Origin of the sequence: Mesorhizobium sp. C264A (assembly GCF_040324515.1) — a bacterium.
Lineage (GTDB): Bacteria > Pseudomonadota > Alphaproteobacteria > Rhizobiales > Rhizobiaceae > Mesorhizobium.
This window is the reverse complement of the sequence record NZ_JAMYVY010000001.1, coordinates 327,821-341,238: the sequence shown is the minus strand read 5'-3', so window position 1 is coordinate 341,238 and position 13,418 is coordinate 327,821. Positions and strand designations below refer to the sequence as shown.

Below are 13,418 nucleotides of genomic sequence, written 5' to 3'. Positions count from 1 at the left end.
TTGCCTTCAAAACGCCGGTCAATCGTCCTTGGGTGCGGGTAATGCCTGCAAACCGGAACCAATCCGGTCAAGGACAGTTTGGGCAGGGATGGGACCCCACAAGGAGAATTTAAGATGAAACGCCAACCACGGGTACTGGCAGGTACGGCACTTGGCCTGCTTATGGCATCCGCGCCGTTGGGCGCATCCCCGTTGCAGGGCAACGCCGTTTTCGGCCCCTTGCAGCACACGGCCGCGCCACTGATCCTGGTCCAGGACGACCCTGCTGCAGATGGTCAGCAGACCGACCAGGAACTGCCGCGCAAAAAGAAACGCCAGCAGGCCGAACAGGCAGCGCCGGCCGCCGAGCAGCCTGCACCGGCTGCAGAGCAACCCGCCCCTGCCGCCGAGGAACAACAGCCGCGCAGGAAGAAGCGGGATCAGCAGCAGACCGAGCAGGCCCCGGCCGAACAGGCCGCACCTGCCGCCGAGGAACAGCAGCCGCGCAAAAAGAAGCGCAATCAACAGCAGCAGATCGAGGCGGCGCCTGCGGATGAGGGCGGCGCCCAGGCAGCGCCGGCGACCGATGAGCAGCCGCTCAAGCCACGCAAGAAGAAGCGTGACCAGCAGCAGATCGAGGCAGCACCGGCTGAACAACCGGCCGAACAGGTAGCTCCGGCAAATGAAGAACAGCCGCTAAAGCCACGCAAGAAGAAGCGCGACCAACAGCAGATCGAAGCGGCGCCCGCTGAACAGCCGGCCCAGCAGCCTGCCGAGCAGGCAGCGCCCACCGAACAGGTGGCGCCGGCAAACGACAACAAGTCGGGCAAGAAAAAGCGCAAGCAGGATCAGCAGATTGAGGCCGCGCCTGCCGACAAAGCGCCAGACGTCAAAGTTGCGCCTGCCGGAGAGCCCGCGCCGCAGGCCGAGCCGATTCAGCCCCCGGCCGATCAGCAAGCGGCTCCCGCCGAAGGTGAACAGCCGAAGGATCAGGCGAAAAAGCACGGCAAAAAAACTGTCGGCGAACAGCCGGTGACGGGCGAACAGCAGCCTGCGACCGGTGAACCACAGCCTGCGGAGCAACCGGCCAATGCCGAGCAGCCCGCGCAACGTGAGACGCCGGCGCAAGGCGAAGCCACGGCCAACCCCGACGAAGCACCCATCCTGGACAGCCAGAAGGATGCCAGGCGCAAGCACCGCAAGGACCAGGGCGGCAACAGCCAGAATGGCGACGGCCAAAATGGGAACGGCCAGAATGCTGGCGGCCAGACGGGCGAGCAGCCCGCGCAGGGCGGCACCGAGGCGCAAGCCCCGAAGCCGGCTCCGGTCGACCAGGGACCGCCGCCCACCGACGACAAGTCAGCTCAGCAGGCAATTCAGCCAGAAAAGATCGCCCCGGTGACGGAGGAAAAAGGCAAACGCGTCGAGCGTGCACCCGATGAGAACGTCCGCGACCGCCGGCGTCCGAAAGGCGTCGACGTCGTCAAGGAACTCGGCGACCGCGTCATCCTGCAGTTCAACAACCAGACGATCGTGGAAAGCAATGACGCTCCGCGCATGCACCGCGGCGCCAGGAATGTTTACTATGAGGAACTGTCGGGCGATCGCTCTCGGGAAATCGTCGAGCGCGACAATGGCATCCAGATCGTCACCATCCGCAACCGCAATGGCGACGTCATCAGGCGATCGCGCATCACGCCGGATGGGCACGAATATGTGCTGAGCTATGTCGACGAGCGCAGCTATGACGACGACAATGACTGGCGCGATCCCGGTGACGACCTGCCGCCGATGCGGCTCACCATCCCGCGCCGCGAGTACATCCTCGATTCGGAAGATGTCGAAAGCCCGGACGATTATTACGAGTTCCTCGAACAACCGCCGGTGGAGAAGGTCCAGCGCCTCTATTCCATCGACGAAGTGAAGCGTTCGGCGCGCGTGCGCGACATTGCCCGTCGCGTCGACCTCGATACATTGAACTTCGAGTTCGGCTCGGCCTCGATATCCGACACCGAAGTGCAGAAACTGGAAGGCGTCGCCACGGCCATGGAGAAACTGTTGAAGAAGAACCCGGCCGAAACCTTCCTGATCGAAGGCCACACCGATGCGGTTGGCACGCCGGAAGCAAACCTTGCTCTGTCCGACCGGCGCGCTGAGTCTGTCGCCGAAGCGCTGACCAATGCCTTCGGGATCCCGCCGGAAAACCTGACCACTCAGGGCTATGGCGAGGAATACCTGAAGGTCAACACCACGGCGCCCAACCGCGAGAACCGCCGTGTCGGCATCCGTCGCATCACCTCGCTGGTGGCACCGGTGGCGAGTAACAATTGATCTGCTTTCCAATAGCTTGAGCAGCTTTCTGGAATCAGATCGACAACAAGGACCCATCCCGGCAGATCGGGATGGGTCGAGCTGCGGACAGCAATCCCGGTTCAGCAAGAATTGTACTGGTATTAGAACCGGCTCATTGAATAGAGCGGCCGCCCTCCCCAGATTCAAGCCTGGGCGTTCCCTGCCCCGTCCCGACTCCAGCGGGATGCATTGAACCCCGCCGGCCCTCCCGGCGGGGTTTTTTTGCGTCGCAATTTGCCTTGCAAACTGCGGCAAGCTGATCGAAATACCCCAGTCGACCTCAGAAAGCTGACCGGAACCGCTGCATGAAACGTCTCGAACTCGCCATCGAATCGATCATCCTCGCCTCACGCTGGCTGCTGGTGGTTTTCTACATCGGGCTGGCCCTGGCGCTCGCCGTCTATGCGCTGTCCTTCGGCAAAAAACTCTACGAGTTCGTCATGGTCGCCTTCACACTCGACGACACCGACACCATCCTGAAGATGCTCGGCCTCATCGACGCCGCACTTGTCGCCTCGCTGGTGGTGATGGTGATCATCTCCGGCTACGAGAATTTCGTCAGCCGCTTCGACGACCAGGATGGCGGTGTGCACTGGCTGGGTACGATCGATGTCGGTTCGCTGAAGGTCAAGGTCGCCTCGACCATCGTCGCTATTTCCTCGATCCACCTGTTGCAGGTGTTCCTGAATTCGTCTTCCTATACGATCGACCAGCTGATGTGGCTGACCATCATCCACCTCGCTTTCGTCGTCTCGGCGCTGATGCTGGCCTATATCGACCGGCTGATGGGACTGAGCAAAGGCAAGAAGGGCGAGGAGTGATGAGCCCCTTTCTCCCCGTTCATGGGGAGGTGAGGCTGGTCCGCACAGCGGGCGAAAAGCCAATTGCTTGGTTTTTCGAAAAACGCCGGCAGGTGGATGAGGAAGCAGCGCCGTCGGCCCGTGATTTCCGTCAGTAGATGCTTTTGACGTTCGTCGGCGAATTGGCAAATACCGCGTCCGGCACGAAAAAGTCGCCGGCCAGCGGCCCGGTCGCGCCCGGCGCATAGACCGCGAAATCGGTCACGCCCTCGGCCCGCAGCACCTCTTCATCGATGTAGAAATTGCCTGATGTCTCGCGCGATGAGCGCATGAAGATGGCGTGTGCGGCATCGGCCATGATGTCGGGTAAGCGGCTCATCGCCGCCACCGTCGCGCCGCCGAGCAGATTGCGCACCGCAGCCGTGTCGATGGTCGAGATCGGCCACAGCGAATTGACCGCGATGCCGTCCTTGGCAAACTCGGCGCTCATCCCCAGCGTGCACATCGACATGCCGAACTTGGCCATGGTGTAGGCGACATGGTTCTTGAACCATTTGGCCTTCATGTCGAGCGGCGGCGCCAGATTCAAGATGTGAGGATTGCTTGCCAACTTCAGGTGCGGAATGCACATTTTCGACACCAGGAAGGTGCCGCGCGTGTTGATCTGGTGCATCAGATCGTAGCGCTTCATGTCCGTCTCCAGCGTGCCGGTGAGCTGGATGGCGCTGGCATTGTTGACGCAGATATCGATGCCGCCGAACTTTTCGACGGTCTTGGCAACCGCCTCAGCCACCTGCGCCTCCTCGCGGATGTCGCACAAAACAGGCAGCGCCTTGCCGCCGGCCTGCTCGATCTCCTCAGCTGCCGAGTAGATCGTGCCCGGCAGCTTCGGATGCGGCTCGGCGGTCTTGGCCGCGATCGTCACATTGGCGCCGTCGCGCGCAGCTCGCAGCGCGATCGAAAGACCGATGCCGCGCGACCCGCCGGAGATGAACAGCGTCTTTCCCTTGAGCGACATGTCTTGGCACCTCCCTTGCTACATCACTGACGCGAACCATTGCGCGGCGGCAATGCACTGCGCAAGGCCTCGGCAGCCTGCAACGGGTTACGCAACGTAGGCTCAAATGGATAAGGGGGTTAGACCAGCACCAGGCCCTGCCGCATCGCGATCGCGATGGCATCCGTGCGGTTCGCAGCACCCAGCTTGATCAGGATCGCGGCGACGTGGAACTTTGCCGTGTGCACGGAGATGTTCAGCAGCCGCGCGATCACCTTGTTGGGCGCGCCTTCGGCCAGCAGCGCCAGCACTTCGGCCTCGCGCGGCGACAGCGCCGGACGGGCGGTAGCGCCATCGTCCAACGGCTCCTCGCCGAACAGCCCGCTATGGCTTCCGCCGTTGGCGGCGCCATCGAAATCGTCGTGGCGAGCGGGCGTCGAACGCCCATCCCTGGACACCCGGTAGCCGGCCGCCGCAAGTCTGACGGCAGCCGCGATCAGATTCGCATCCGACGCCAAAGGCAGCACGGCAAGCACCCGGTTTTCCGGCCGGCCAGCGCTCGCGGATAGCAGCACCCGTGGGATTGCGCTGTTGCCACCATCGGCCCGATCGAGCCAGGCCGGACTGTTCGCAACAGCGTCATCGACGACAGCGACGTCGGCAATCCCGCTGCCGGCCACGACCGGAAGCAGATCGTCCGCCATGGCAAGCGAAGCTGACAGGCGCTCGGCACGCGCGGCATCGTGCAGCGCGATCAGCACCACGAGCTGGCGTCCGCCGCCCGCCACCTCCGGCCCACCCACCTCCGGCCCACCCGCCTCCGGCCTTGTCAGCGTGTCGCTTTCCATCGCCCCTCTCAGCTCAGCGGTTTTTCACCGACGGTCAGCGCGACGTCGCGCTGCTCGCCGCCGCGCACCACGCCGAGCGTCACCGCGGCGCCCGCGCTATCCGGCCCAAGCTTTCGGATCAGTTCGCGCGGGCCGTGCACGGCCTCGCCATTCCACGCCACGATGATGTCGCCCAGCGCAAGGCCGGCGGCCTTGGCCGGACCATTGTCGTCGAGGCTCATGACGATGGCGCCGCGCGCCGCGCCGTCACGGATCGGGTGCAGGCCGGCGCCGAGATAGCCGCGCGCGACATGGCCCTTTTCACGCAGCGTCGCCACGGCCCGCTCGATCGTCTCATAAGGCATGACCAGCGCACGACCACGTGGCCCAAACAGCAGCATGCCGATCAGCGCGCCCTTGGCGTCAAGCACCGGCCCGCCCTCGAAACGGCCGCCGGCATTGACGGCGAGATTGATGCGCCGATCGATGCTGCCGCCGCGCATCGAGCGCCAGGCGGGGCCGACCTCGCCGACCGAACCCGATACGGCCAGCGCCGAACCCTGACTACTGCCGATGGCGATGGCAAGATTGCCGGGCCGTACCGCGTCAGCCTTGGCCAGCGCAGGCGCTGCGGCAGCGCCGGCCGGCTTCAGAAGCGCTACGCCGGTCGACGGATCGCGACCGACCAGTTCGGCCTTCACCGCTTCGCCCGAAGCCAATGTCAATTCGATCTCCTCACCGGCCTCGACAGCTTCCTCGGCGGTGACGAAATAGCCGTCACGCCAGTGGAAGGCGCTGGCGGTGCGATGGTGATGGGTGGTGAAACTTGCCGTTGCCGGCGCAGCCTTGGCGGCGAGATCGGCGATGGCGTCGGAAAATGCATTAAGGTTGAAGTCACTCATGATGATCTCCTGGGTTTTCTCATGCCCCAGATATCGCTCGGCAGTGCGCCCGGAGGTACTCGTCTGACGGCTAGTTACTGGTTTGACTGGCCATCTGGTCAGGTCGCGGCAGTTCGAGCCGCTCCGCACATATAGTCATCATCGCGCCTGAAAACACGGAGCCCCGCCAATGGCCCTCGCCGCCCACAAATTCGAAACCGACGACACACTGCTCGACGCCTATTCGACGACAGTCGCCGACGCCGTCGACCGCATCGGCCCAGCCGTCTGCCGCATCGAGCGCGTCGGTGGCCAAGGTGGCCATGGCTCCGGCTTCGTCATCACCCCGGACGGGCTGGTCGTCACCAATTTCCATGTCGTTGGCGATGCCAAAACGGTGCGCGTCTCTATGCCCGACGGCGCCTCCAGCGAAGGCCGTGTGCTAGGCCGCGACCCCGACACCGACATCGCGCTGGTGCGCGCCGATGGCAGCTTCACCGAAGTCGCGCCGCTCGGCGATTCCAAGCGGCTGCGGCGCGGCCAGATCGCCATTGCCATCGGCAATCCGCTCGGCTTCGAATGGACCGTAACGTCAGGCGTGGTCTCCGCACTTGGCCGTTCGATGCGCGCCTCGACCGGGCGGCTGATCGACGATGTCATCCAGACCGATGCCGCGCTCAATCCCGGCAATTCCGGCGGACCGCTGGTGTCGTCGGCAGGCGAGGTCATCGGCGTCAACACCGCCATGATCCACGGCGCGCAAGGCATCGCCTTCGCGGTCGCTTCCAACACCGCCAATTTCGTCATTTCGGAGATCATCCGCTTCGGCCGCGTGCGCCGTGCCTTCATCGGCATCTCCGCCGACACCACCAACCTGCCGCGCCGCGCCGCCCTTCTGTCGCAAGTGACCACCAGTACGGCGGTACGGCTGCGCAGCGTCGAGAAAGACGGACCCGCGGCGAAGGCCGGCCTCAGGGAAGGCGACATCATCGCGTCAATAGACGGTCGCCCGGTCACCGGCGTCGACGACCTCGTGCGCATGCTCGACGCCGAACGCATCGGCCGCGAGACGCTGTGCACCGTGGTGCGCCGCACCGGCGTCAGCCAGGTGACGGTGACGCCGGTAGCAAGGGCGAGTTGAGCCCTTATCGAGGGTTGAGCACCCGCCCGAGCAGCGACACCAGCAGTCGCGCAAGGTCACCGGTCGGGTCGAGGTCGGGATCGTAGATCGTCATGTCCAAGCCGGTGCAGCGCTGGTCCGCTGTCAGCGCCGACAGAATGGCAACGAGTTCATCGGGGTCGATGCCGGGGCTGCCGGGCGAATCCACCGCCGGCATCACCGTCTGGTCGAGCACATCGACATCGAGATGCAGCCAGTAGGGACAGCCGGCGCGCGCCAGCGTCGCTCTTGTCTTTTGCAACACTCCAGCCGCGCCGAGTTCCTGCGCGGCAAAGACGTCGATGCGCGTCACGGCGGTCGCATTGATGTCGGGCCAGGCAAAATCGGCATCGCGGCTCTCGCGTTCGCCGATCTGAACCACCGCCTCGTCGGCGACGAGCGGACCGACAACACCTGGCCATTGCGCCAGCAAAGCCTCGCCGCGTCCGGTGGCAAGTGCCAGATCCATGCCGGCAACCGAGCCGAGTGAGGCATTGACATCGTAGTTGCCGGGATGGCGGAAATCGCTGTGGCCATCGACATGGACCAGGGCGAACGCGCCCGAGCGCCGCGCGGCGACCAGTGCGCCAAGCAGGATCGAGCAGTCGCCGCCGATGATCAGCGGGAACTCGCCTTGCCCAAGCGCACCGGTGACGATCTCGGCAAGATCGAGGTTGAAGCAGCGGATCGCCGGACCATTACGCAGCCTAGTGCCCGGTTGCGGTTCGGTACTGTAAGCGGGTCTGTCGAGATCGACCACCCGCCCCGGCGCCAGCGACTCGATCAAACCAGCTTCGCTCAGCGCCTGCGGCGCACGCCAGGTGCCGGGCACATGGCCCGGCTCCAAGGGCCGAAGGCCGAGATTGGATGGCGCACGAACAAGGCAGATGTCACGCATGCGGCAGGCCCAGCTTCAACATCACCAACATAGACCGCATGGTGCGGGTCCGGCCACAGCGGCCGGAGCCGCTGCCGACATTTGCTGCCATTGTTCAGGCGCCCGCCGCGCCCGCCGCGAATTGCGCCTGAAATTCCGGGCTGAGCGGGATCGGCTTGATGACGTCGATCAGCACGCCATTGGGATCCCTGGTGATGAAGTGGCGCTGGCCGAAGGGTTCGTCGCGCAGCGGGCACAGGATCGGCAGGCCGGCCGCAACGATCCGTTCATAGACAGCATCAGGATCCCTCACCTCGAAATTGATCAGCAGCCCCGATGTGCGGCCGCGCCCCCCCTCGGGGATCGTCTCGTGGTCGCCCTGGACGATACCGAGATTGACCCGGCGATCCTCGGCAGACTGCAGATGCACATACCAGTTGCTCGCAAACAGCGGCTTGAAGCGGAAGTGATTGATATAGAAGGCTTTTGTGCCGGCTACGTCGCCCGTCATCAGCACCGGATAATAGCTCGTCGTCTTCATCTTTCTTTCTCCCGTTAGCCAACATACAGTTTGCATGTAATTCGAAATAACATACAGGCTGCATGTATGCAACGAGAAACCCCGCGCCGCTCCAACCGCGACCGCACCGAAGCGACGCGCGCCGACCTGATCGCTGCGGCGCGCAAACTGTTCATCGAAAAGTCCTATGCCGAGACCGGCACGCCGGAGATCGTTGCGGCCGCCGGCGTCACCCGCGGCGCGCTCTATCACCACTTTGCCGACAAGCAGGCGCTGTTTGCCGCCGTGGTCGAGCAGGAGGCGGCGGCGGTGGCGCAAGAGATCGAGCGCGCCTCGCCGCCTTCTTTGTTTGCCCGCAATGCGCTGATTGCCGGCTCGGACGCCTATCTCGCCGCCATGCGCGCGCCCGGCCGCACGCGGCTTTTGCTGCTCGACGGGCCGGCCGTGCTTGGCCGCGCCGCCATGGATGCGATCGACAATCGCCACGGCAACCGGTCGCTGCGCGAAGGCCTGGTTGCGGCAATGCGCGAACAGTCGATGACCAGACTGCCGGCCGATGCGCTGACCGCTTTGCTCGCCGCTGCCTTCGACCGCGCAGCACTTGCCGTCGAGGCCGGCGCCTCGGCCAAAGACTATCGCGCCGTGCTCATGGCTCTGATCGATGGGCTGTCTCCGGCTCATCCTCAGGCAGGTCGTCCGGGTCGAACTCGTTGAAGCAGCCGAGCTGGCGTTTGAACTGGTCGATCAGCCAGGCCGCCGCCGGTTTCGGGCTGCGGTCGGCGCGGTGCATGGCATAGAGCGATGAGCGCACCTCGCTAAAGGGTTCAAGGTCGAGTTCGACCAGCCTGCCGCTGGCCAAATCGTCCGCGATCAGCCAGCGCGGCAACCCGCCCCAGCCCAGCCCCTCGCGCATCAACGTATGCTTGATACGCACATCTGTCAGCCGCCATGTACGATAGGCAAAGACGCCGAAGTCGCGTCCCTTGGTGCGTTCCGACTGGTCGCTGACAACCAGCTGGGTGTGCTCTCGCGCATCCTCGAGCGCCACCGGTTTCGGCAGCAGTGCCAGAGGGTGGGTGGGGGCGGCAGCCAGCACGATCGACATGAAGCCGATGCGCACGAGATGCACGTCGACCTCGCCCAGCAAGCCACCGATGCCAAGATCCGACTGTCCGCTGACGACATGGTCGGGGATCAGACCGAGCGTGCCGATATGCAGTCGCATCATCACGGTCGGGAACTGCGCCTCGAACGCCTTCAGCACCCGCACCAGCACCGGCGAGGGCAGCGCCGCGTCAACCGATAGCGCAACTTCAGCCTCCAGCCCCTGATGGTGACCGTCGGCACGCGAACGGATGCGCTGCAGCACGCCGACCATGCGCCGGGCGTCCTCCAGCATCGCCCGGCCGATTTCGGTCAGCTGCGGCTCGCGCGTGCCCTCGCGCTCGAACAGTTTCAGGCCAAGCTGCGCTTCAAGATTGGCGATGCCGTAGCTGATGACGGACTGCGCGCGGTTAAGCTTGCGGCCGGCGGCTGAGAAGCTGCCGGTGTCGGCGACCGCAACCAGGATCTGCAATTGGTCGAGCGTCGGATTGGGCTGCACGGCATACCTACTTTATGGATGGATCGTATAGAAAATATACCAGTTTTTTGAATGGGTCGGTAGGCCCATATCAGGCGGGAGAAATCAATTCCCACTGGAGAGAACCGCTATGTCTATCCTGCTTGTAACCTCGAGCCCGCGCGGCGCTGCCTCGCACTCGACCCGTATCGCTACCGAATTCGCTGAAAAGCTCGTCGCCGCCGACCCGTCGAATACGCTCGTCGTACGCGACCTCGTGGCCAACCCGCTGCCGCATATCGACACCGATTATGCGACCGGCATCTACACCCCCGTTGAAGCCCGCACGCCGCGCCAGGCCGAAGTCGTCGGCGTCTCCGACATCGTGCTTGACGAACTGTTCGCAGCCGACACCGTGATCCTGGCCACCGGCTTCATCAACTTCAACATCTCCTCGACCCTGAAGTCCTGGGTCGATCACATCTCCCGCTCCGGCAAGAGCTTCTCTTATGGCGAGGGTGGTCCCAAGGGCCTCGTCACCGGCAAGAAGGTCTATATCGTACTCGCCTCGGGCGGCATCTATTCCGAAGGTGCGGCCGTGCAGTTCGATCACGCCATCCCCTATCTGCGCGGCGTGCTCGGCTTTCTCGGCATGACCGACGTCGACGTCATCCGGATCGAAGGCGTCGGCATGGGTCCCGACGCCGTGACCGCCGCGCTCGCCAATGCGACCGCCAAGGTCGATGCCGTGGTGGCCAAGACCGCGAGCGCGCAAATCGCCGCGTAAGCACACCCCGTCATTCGCATTGAAAAGGCAGGCGCTTCGGCGCCTGCCTTCTTGCTGTCCGGGGCCGAGAGCAGGGTCCACCGGCAGATGGCGTGGTGTTCGTGGCGGGGTTTTCGATGGCTGCCAACTATTCTTGCCCGTTCATCAGCTGGCCCTCATAGGCTTGGAGCCCCCGGCATCGCCATCGGATTTGCCGTTGGTCCACGGCCAATCTGTTTTTGCACCGACGGATCGGGCTAAACTCGTGCAACCCTGTCAAAACAGAGAGGCAACTTATGGCCGAATGTCCGAGTGGAGGAGAGAACAACGGAATTGTCGCAAGCGCTGTTGCCGACGACGATCCGCGTCTCGCGTTCATCTATCAGGAGGCGGTGAGAGGTCTCACTCAACAGCAGACGCTTGTGGAGAACATGAGCACCCGCGCCGGCAGCCTTGTCTTGGCCACCGCATTTGCCAACTCGCTACTCGGCGGTGCGGCGCTTTCCAACGGGCTTGGGCTTTGGGATTGGACCGCAGTGGCCCTGTTGTTCGGCATCGGCGGGCTGATCGTCTTCATGCTTTGGCCCTATCACCAATATACATTCCGCTTCGATCCGGAAGATCTGCTTGATCAATATGTCGACAGCGACAGGCCGACGACAATGTCGGCCATGCGCCGCGCGCTTGCCCTTCGGATCAAGGCGGACATGGCCGGCAACTGGCGAATTATCCAGCGGCTCCGGCTGGCGTTGCAGATTGCGCTGGTTTTTCTGCTGCTCGACATCCTGGCTTGGCTTTTGGCAATTGCGGGCATCTGATCACGTCTCAAGGTGCACCGGCCTCGGTCGCGCATCATACCTGCGTCCTAGGAAATGGACAGGATCTCAAGTTCGCGCGGCCCTAGCTGGACAAAGTCGCCAACGGTTTTTCCGGTCAGCGCGATGGCAACCGGCGAACCATGCGATATGGAAGCTTCAGACGGGTTGGCCTCATCCTCTCCGACGATGCGGAAGGTCTGAGTGCGGCCATCATCACGTTTGAAGGTAACGGTGTGCCCGAAGGCGATCACCTCATTAGAGGTGGGCACCGGCATAAGCTGTGCCGTACGGACGCGCTCGGCATAGTAACGCATATCTCGAACCGGAACCGCTGACTGGCGTCGCCGCTCATTGACATCTTCCAGCACGCTAGCGGCCTCGAGAGCTTGCTGGGCGCGAGTCAATTCAACCTGCAGCGTCTTGAGGCCCGCTTCCGTGACAAGGTTGACCCAATCGGAGACAGGGCGAGCCGGCAGGATGGTTTCCGATGCTGCCTCGGCGCTTTCCTCCTTGGCAAACGCTACGCTCAATTGTCGATACTTTCTGCTTGCCGCCCACTGCCGTTATTCGAGATTCTGGCGACGGATGACCGGCGCAAAACCTATGTTCGGCGCCTCGACCAGTTCGGCCCTTACCCGAACATCCTCTCGCCTTGCTCGTCGACCAGTTGCATGCCCTTCTTGATCGAGATGTCGACGGCGTCGCCCAGTCCGGCAAAGCGATCGGCGCGGATGAATTTGTGTTCCTTCATCACGCCGTCGACTTCCTTCGAAACCACGCCGCAGGTCTGGTATTGGCCCCCCTCCGCCTTGTAGGGCGTGGCGCTGATCAAAAATCCCTTGTGCTCAACCTGCTTTGCCGGTGCTGCGCTCTTGGGCTCGCCCCCCTCACCGCCACCACCGAAAAGACGCTTCAGAAAAGACATGGGGCTTCCTCCAACGGCAATCATCCTGCACCACGTCTCGCGGTGCAGGATGATTTTCAGTACCGTTCCTCAGTCGAACGGGCAAGCGTTCTCGCCAGGGGTCAACCGCGCGATAGCGCTTCCAGGGCTTCAGCGGCGGCTTCCAGGACTGCAATCGCCTCGGCCTGCTTTTCAGCCGGCGCGTCGACGAGATCGCCGAGCGCGGCACGCAGCCGGTGGCGCACGGCGCGGAACTCCTCGCGGGCATCCGAGCGACCCCGTCCACCACGCCGTCCGCCTTCCTCGCCGTCGTCGTTCCAGCCGAACCAGTCCCGCGCTTTCGCCATCTTGCGGCCGAAGCGCTCGAGATGCTCCAGCACGCCGTCGATCATCTCGCGGTTCTCGGCGAGATGCGCCTGGCCCGCCTCGGTGATCGAAAACACCTTCTTGTTGCCGTCGGCGGCTGAAGCCGCATAGCCGGCCTCTTCCAGGAAGGTCAGCGTCGGATAGACGACGCCCGGGCTCGGGCTGTAGATGCCGCTGGTGCGCTCTTCCAGCGCCTTGATGATGTCGTAGCCGTGGCGAGGCGCCTCGGCCAGCAGCGACAGCGTGATCAGCTTGAGATCGCCGTCGGCCAGCATGCGCCCGGCGCGAAACATGTCGCCCGGGCCGCCGCGTCCACCGCCACGTCCGCCGTGGCCGAACGGACCAAAGCCGCTGCCCCCTCTTCCACCAAATTTGCCTGCCATGTGCAGGAATGCGCGCTCGGCGCGCTCGCCAAAGGGATGATGTCTGTGCATGAATTGCTCCTTGAGTTATATCTTACGATACATCTTAATTAGGCTTGCCCCGCCGACGAGTCAAGATATATCTTACGATGTATCTAAAGGCGGCGCCAGAAGGTTGATTTCGCCGCCGCCGGCAGCTAGAAAGCGCGTGAGGGCCAAAACCTCTCCGTAAGCGTCTGACGTCAAGCA

The 13,418-nt window shown here is 63.6% G+C and carries 15 protein-coding genes; 6 read left to right on the top strand and 9 right to left on the bottom strand.

What is annotated here, in order from left to right:
• Positions 1 to 114 precede the first annotated feature (114 nt).
• Both NKL04_RS01765 and NKL04_RS01760 read left to right on the top strand, forming a co-directional pair.
• Positions 115 to 2,310 (top strand): OmpA family protein, encoded by a 2,196-nt coding sequence (locus NKL04_RS01765; RefSeq protein ID WP_023691506.1) that lies wholly within the window; start codon positions 115 to 117, stop codon positions 2,308 to 2,310.
• A 326-nt stretch (positions 2,311 to 2,636) separates the two neighbouring features.
• Positions 2,637 to 3,152 (top strand): TIGR00645 family protein, encoded by a 516-nt coding sequence (locus NKL04_RS01760; protein ID WP_023672463.1) that lies wholly within the window; start codon positions 2,637 to 2,639, stop codon positions 3,150 to 3,152.
• 130 nt (positions 3,153 to 3,282) lie between these two features.
• Here the strand turns inward: NKL04_RS01760 and NKL04_RS01755 are convergent, their stop codons facing one another.
• The 3 genes from NKL04_RS01755 to NKL04_RS01745 form a co-directional block, all read right to left on the bottom strand.
• Positions 3,283 to 4,149, bottom strand: coding sequence for an SDR family oxidoreductase (locus NKL04_RS01755; protein ID WP_023672462.1), 867 nt, complete (start codon positions 4,147 to 4,149; stop codon positions 3,283 to 3,285).
• A gap of 119 nt (positions 4,150 to 4,268) precedes the next feature.
• Entirely contained in the window at positions 4,269 to 4,976 is a 708-nt protein-coding gene (locus NKL04_RS01750; RefSeq protein WP_156951471.1) for a helix-turn-helix transcriptional regulator, read from the bottom strand.
• An 8-nt stretch (positions 4,977 to 4,984) separates the two neighbouring features.
• Entirely contained in the window at positions 4,985 to 5,857 is an 873-nt protein-coding gene (locus tag NKL04_RS01745) for a S1C family serine protease (RefSeq protein ID WP_023689760.1), read from the bottom strand.
• A gap of 169 nt (positions 5,858 to 6,026) precedes the next feature.
• On the opposite strand from NKL04_RS01745, the gene NKL04_RS01740 reads away from it, so the two are divergent.
• Complete coding sequence (locus tag NKL04_RS01740) at positions 6,027 to 6,977, top strand: S1C family serine protease (protein ID WP_023672459.1); 951 nt, start codon at positions 6,027 to 6,029, stop codon at positions 6,975 to 6,977.
• 4 nt (positions 6,978 to 6,981) lie between these two features.
• On the opposite strand, the gene NKL04_RS01735 is transcribed toward NKL04_RS01740, so the two are convergent.
• Complete coding sequence (locus NKL04_RS01735; protein WP_023701144.1) at positions 6,982 to 7,893, bottom strand: arginase family protein; 912 nt, start codon at positions 7,891 to 7,893, stop codon at positions 6,982 to 6,984.
• A 94-nt stretch (positions 7,894 to 7,987) separates the two neighbouring features.
• A complete protein-coding gene (locus tag NKL04_RS01730) occupies positions 7,988 to 8,413 on the bottom strand; it encodes a VOC family protein (RefSeq protein ID WP_023672457.1) in 426 nt (141 codons plus the stop codon).
• A 66-nt stretch (positions 8,414 to 8,479) separates the two neighbouring features.
• Between NKL04_RS01730 and NKL04_RS01725 the strand changes: the two genes are divergently transcribed.
• On the top strand, positions 8,480 to 9,106 hold the full coding sequence (locus NKL04_RS01725) for a TetR/AcrR family transcriptional regulator (RefSeq protein ID WP_023701145.1): 627 nt from the start codon (positions 8,480 to 8,482) through the stop codon (positions 9,104 to 9,106).
• Here NKL04_RS01725 and NKL04_RS01720 read toward each other — a convergent pair.
• A complete protein-coding gene (locus NKL04_RS01720) occupies positions 9,039 to 9,995 on the bottom strand; it encodes a LysR family transcriptional regulator (RefSeq protein WP_023683802.1) in 957 nt (318 codons plus the stop codon). The two genes, NKL04_RS01725 and NKL04_RS01720, sit on opposite strands and share 68 nt — an antisense overlap.
• Positions 9,996 to 10,104: 109 nt before the next feature.
• Between NKL04_RS01720 and NKL04_RS01715 the strand changes: the two genes are divergently transcribed.
• Together NKL04_RS01715 and NKL04_RS01710 are read left to right on the top strand one after the other, a co-directional pair.
• Positions 10,105 to 10,740: an FMN-dependent NADH-azoreductase gene (locus tag NKL04_RS01715; RefSeq protein WP_023672454.1), complete on the top strand. Its 636-nt coding sequence runs from the start codon at positions 10,105 to 10,107 to the stop codon at positions 10,738 to 10,740.
• 218 nt (positions 10,741 to 10,958) lie between these two features.
• The gene (locus NKL04_RS01710; protein ID WP_245263542.1) at positions 10,959 to 11,537 is read left to right on the top strand and encodes a hypothetical protein; all 579 of its coding nucleotides are present in this window, start codon (positions 10,959 to 10,961) and stop codon (positions 11,535 to 11,537) included.
• A gap of 47 nt (positions 11,538 to 11,584) precedes the next feature.
• Here the strand turns inward: NKL04_RS01710 and greA are convergent, their stop codons facing one another.
• The 3 genes from greA to NKL04_RS01695 all read right to left on the bottom strand — a co-directional run bounded on the left by greA (position 11,585) and on the right by NKL04_RS01695 (position 13,241).
• On the bottom strand, positions 11,585 to 12,067 hold the full coding sequence (greA, locus tag NKL04_RS01705) for a transcription elongation factor GreA (protein ID WP_023701147.1): 483 nt from the start codon (positions 12,065 to 12,067) through the stop codon (positions 11,585 to 11,587).
• Positions 12,068 to 12,168: 101 nt separating this feature from the next.
• Positions 12,169 to 12,462, bottom strand: coding sequence for an HlyU family transcriptional regulator (locus NKL04_RS01700; RefSeq protein WP_023701148.1), 294 nt, complete (start codon positions 12,460 to 12,462; stop codon positions 12,169 to 12,171).
• Positions 12,463 to 12,563: 101 nt separating this feature from the next.
• Entirely contained in the window at positions 12,564 to 13,241 is a 678-nt protein-coding gene (locus NKL04_RS01695; RefSeq protein WP_023689755.1) for a PadR family transcriptional regulator, read from the bottom strand.
• Positions 13,242 to 13,418 lie beyond the last annotated feature (177 nt).

Bases quoted from the DNA above. Each gene is read 5' to 3' on its own strand.
- NKL04_RS01765 (WP_023691506.1), top strand. From the start codon at position 115: ATGAAACGCCAACCACGGGTACTGGCAGGTACGGCACTTGGCCTGCTT.
- NKL04_RS01760 (WP_023672463.1), top strand. From the start codon at position 2,637: ATGAAACGTCTCGAACTCGCCATCGAATCGATCATCCTCGCCTCACGC.
- NKL04_RS01755 (WP_023672462.1), bottom strand. From the start codon at position 4,149: ATGTCGCTCAAGGGAAAGACGCTGTTCATCTCCGGCGGGTCGCGCGGC.
- NKL04_RS01750 (WP_156951471.1), bottom strand. From the start codon at position 4,976: ATGGAAAGCGACACGCTGACAAGGCCGGAGGCGGGTGGGCCGGAGGTG.
- NKL04_RS01745 (WP_023689760.1), bottom strand. From the start codon at position 5,857: ATGAGTGACTTCAACCTTAATGCATTTTCCGACGCCATCGCCGATCTC.
- NKL04_RS01740 (WP_023672459.1), top strand. From the start codon at position 6,027: ATGGCCCTCGCCGCCCACAAATTCGAAACCGACGACACACTGCTCGAC.
- NKL04_RS01735 (WP_023701144.1), bottom strand. From the start codon at position 7,893: ATGCGTGACATCTGCCTTGTTCGTGCGCCATCCAATCTCGGCCTTCGG.
- NKL04_RS01730 (WP_023672457.1), bottom strand. From the start codon at position 8,413: ATGAAGACGACGAGCTATTATCCGGTGCTGATGACGGGCGACGTAGCC.
- NKL04_RS01725 (WP_023701145.1), top strand. From the start codon at position 8,480: ATGCAACGAGAAACCCCGCGCCGCTCCAACCGCGACCGCACCGAAGCG.
- NKL04_RS01715 (WP_023672454.1), top strand. From the start codon at position 10,105: ATGTCTATCCTGCTTGTAACCTCGAGCCCGCGCGGCGCTGCCTCGCAC.
- NKL04_RS01700 (WP_023701148.1), bottom strand. From the start codon at position 12,462: ATGTCTTTTCTGAAGCGTCTTTTCGGTGGTGGCGGTGAGGGGGGCGAG.
- NKL04_RS01695 (WP_023689755.1), bottom strand. From the start codon at position 13,241: ATGCACAGACATCATCCCTTTGGCGAGCGCGCCGAGCGCGCATTCCTG.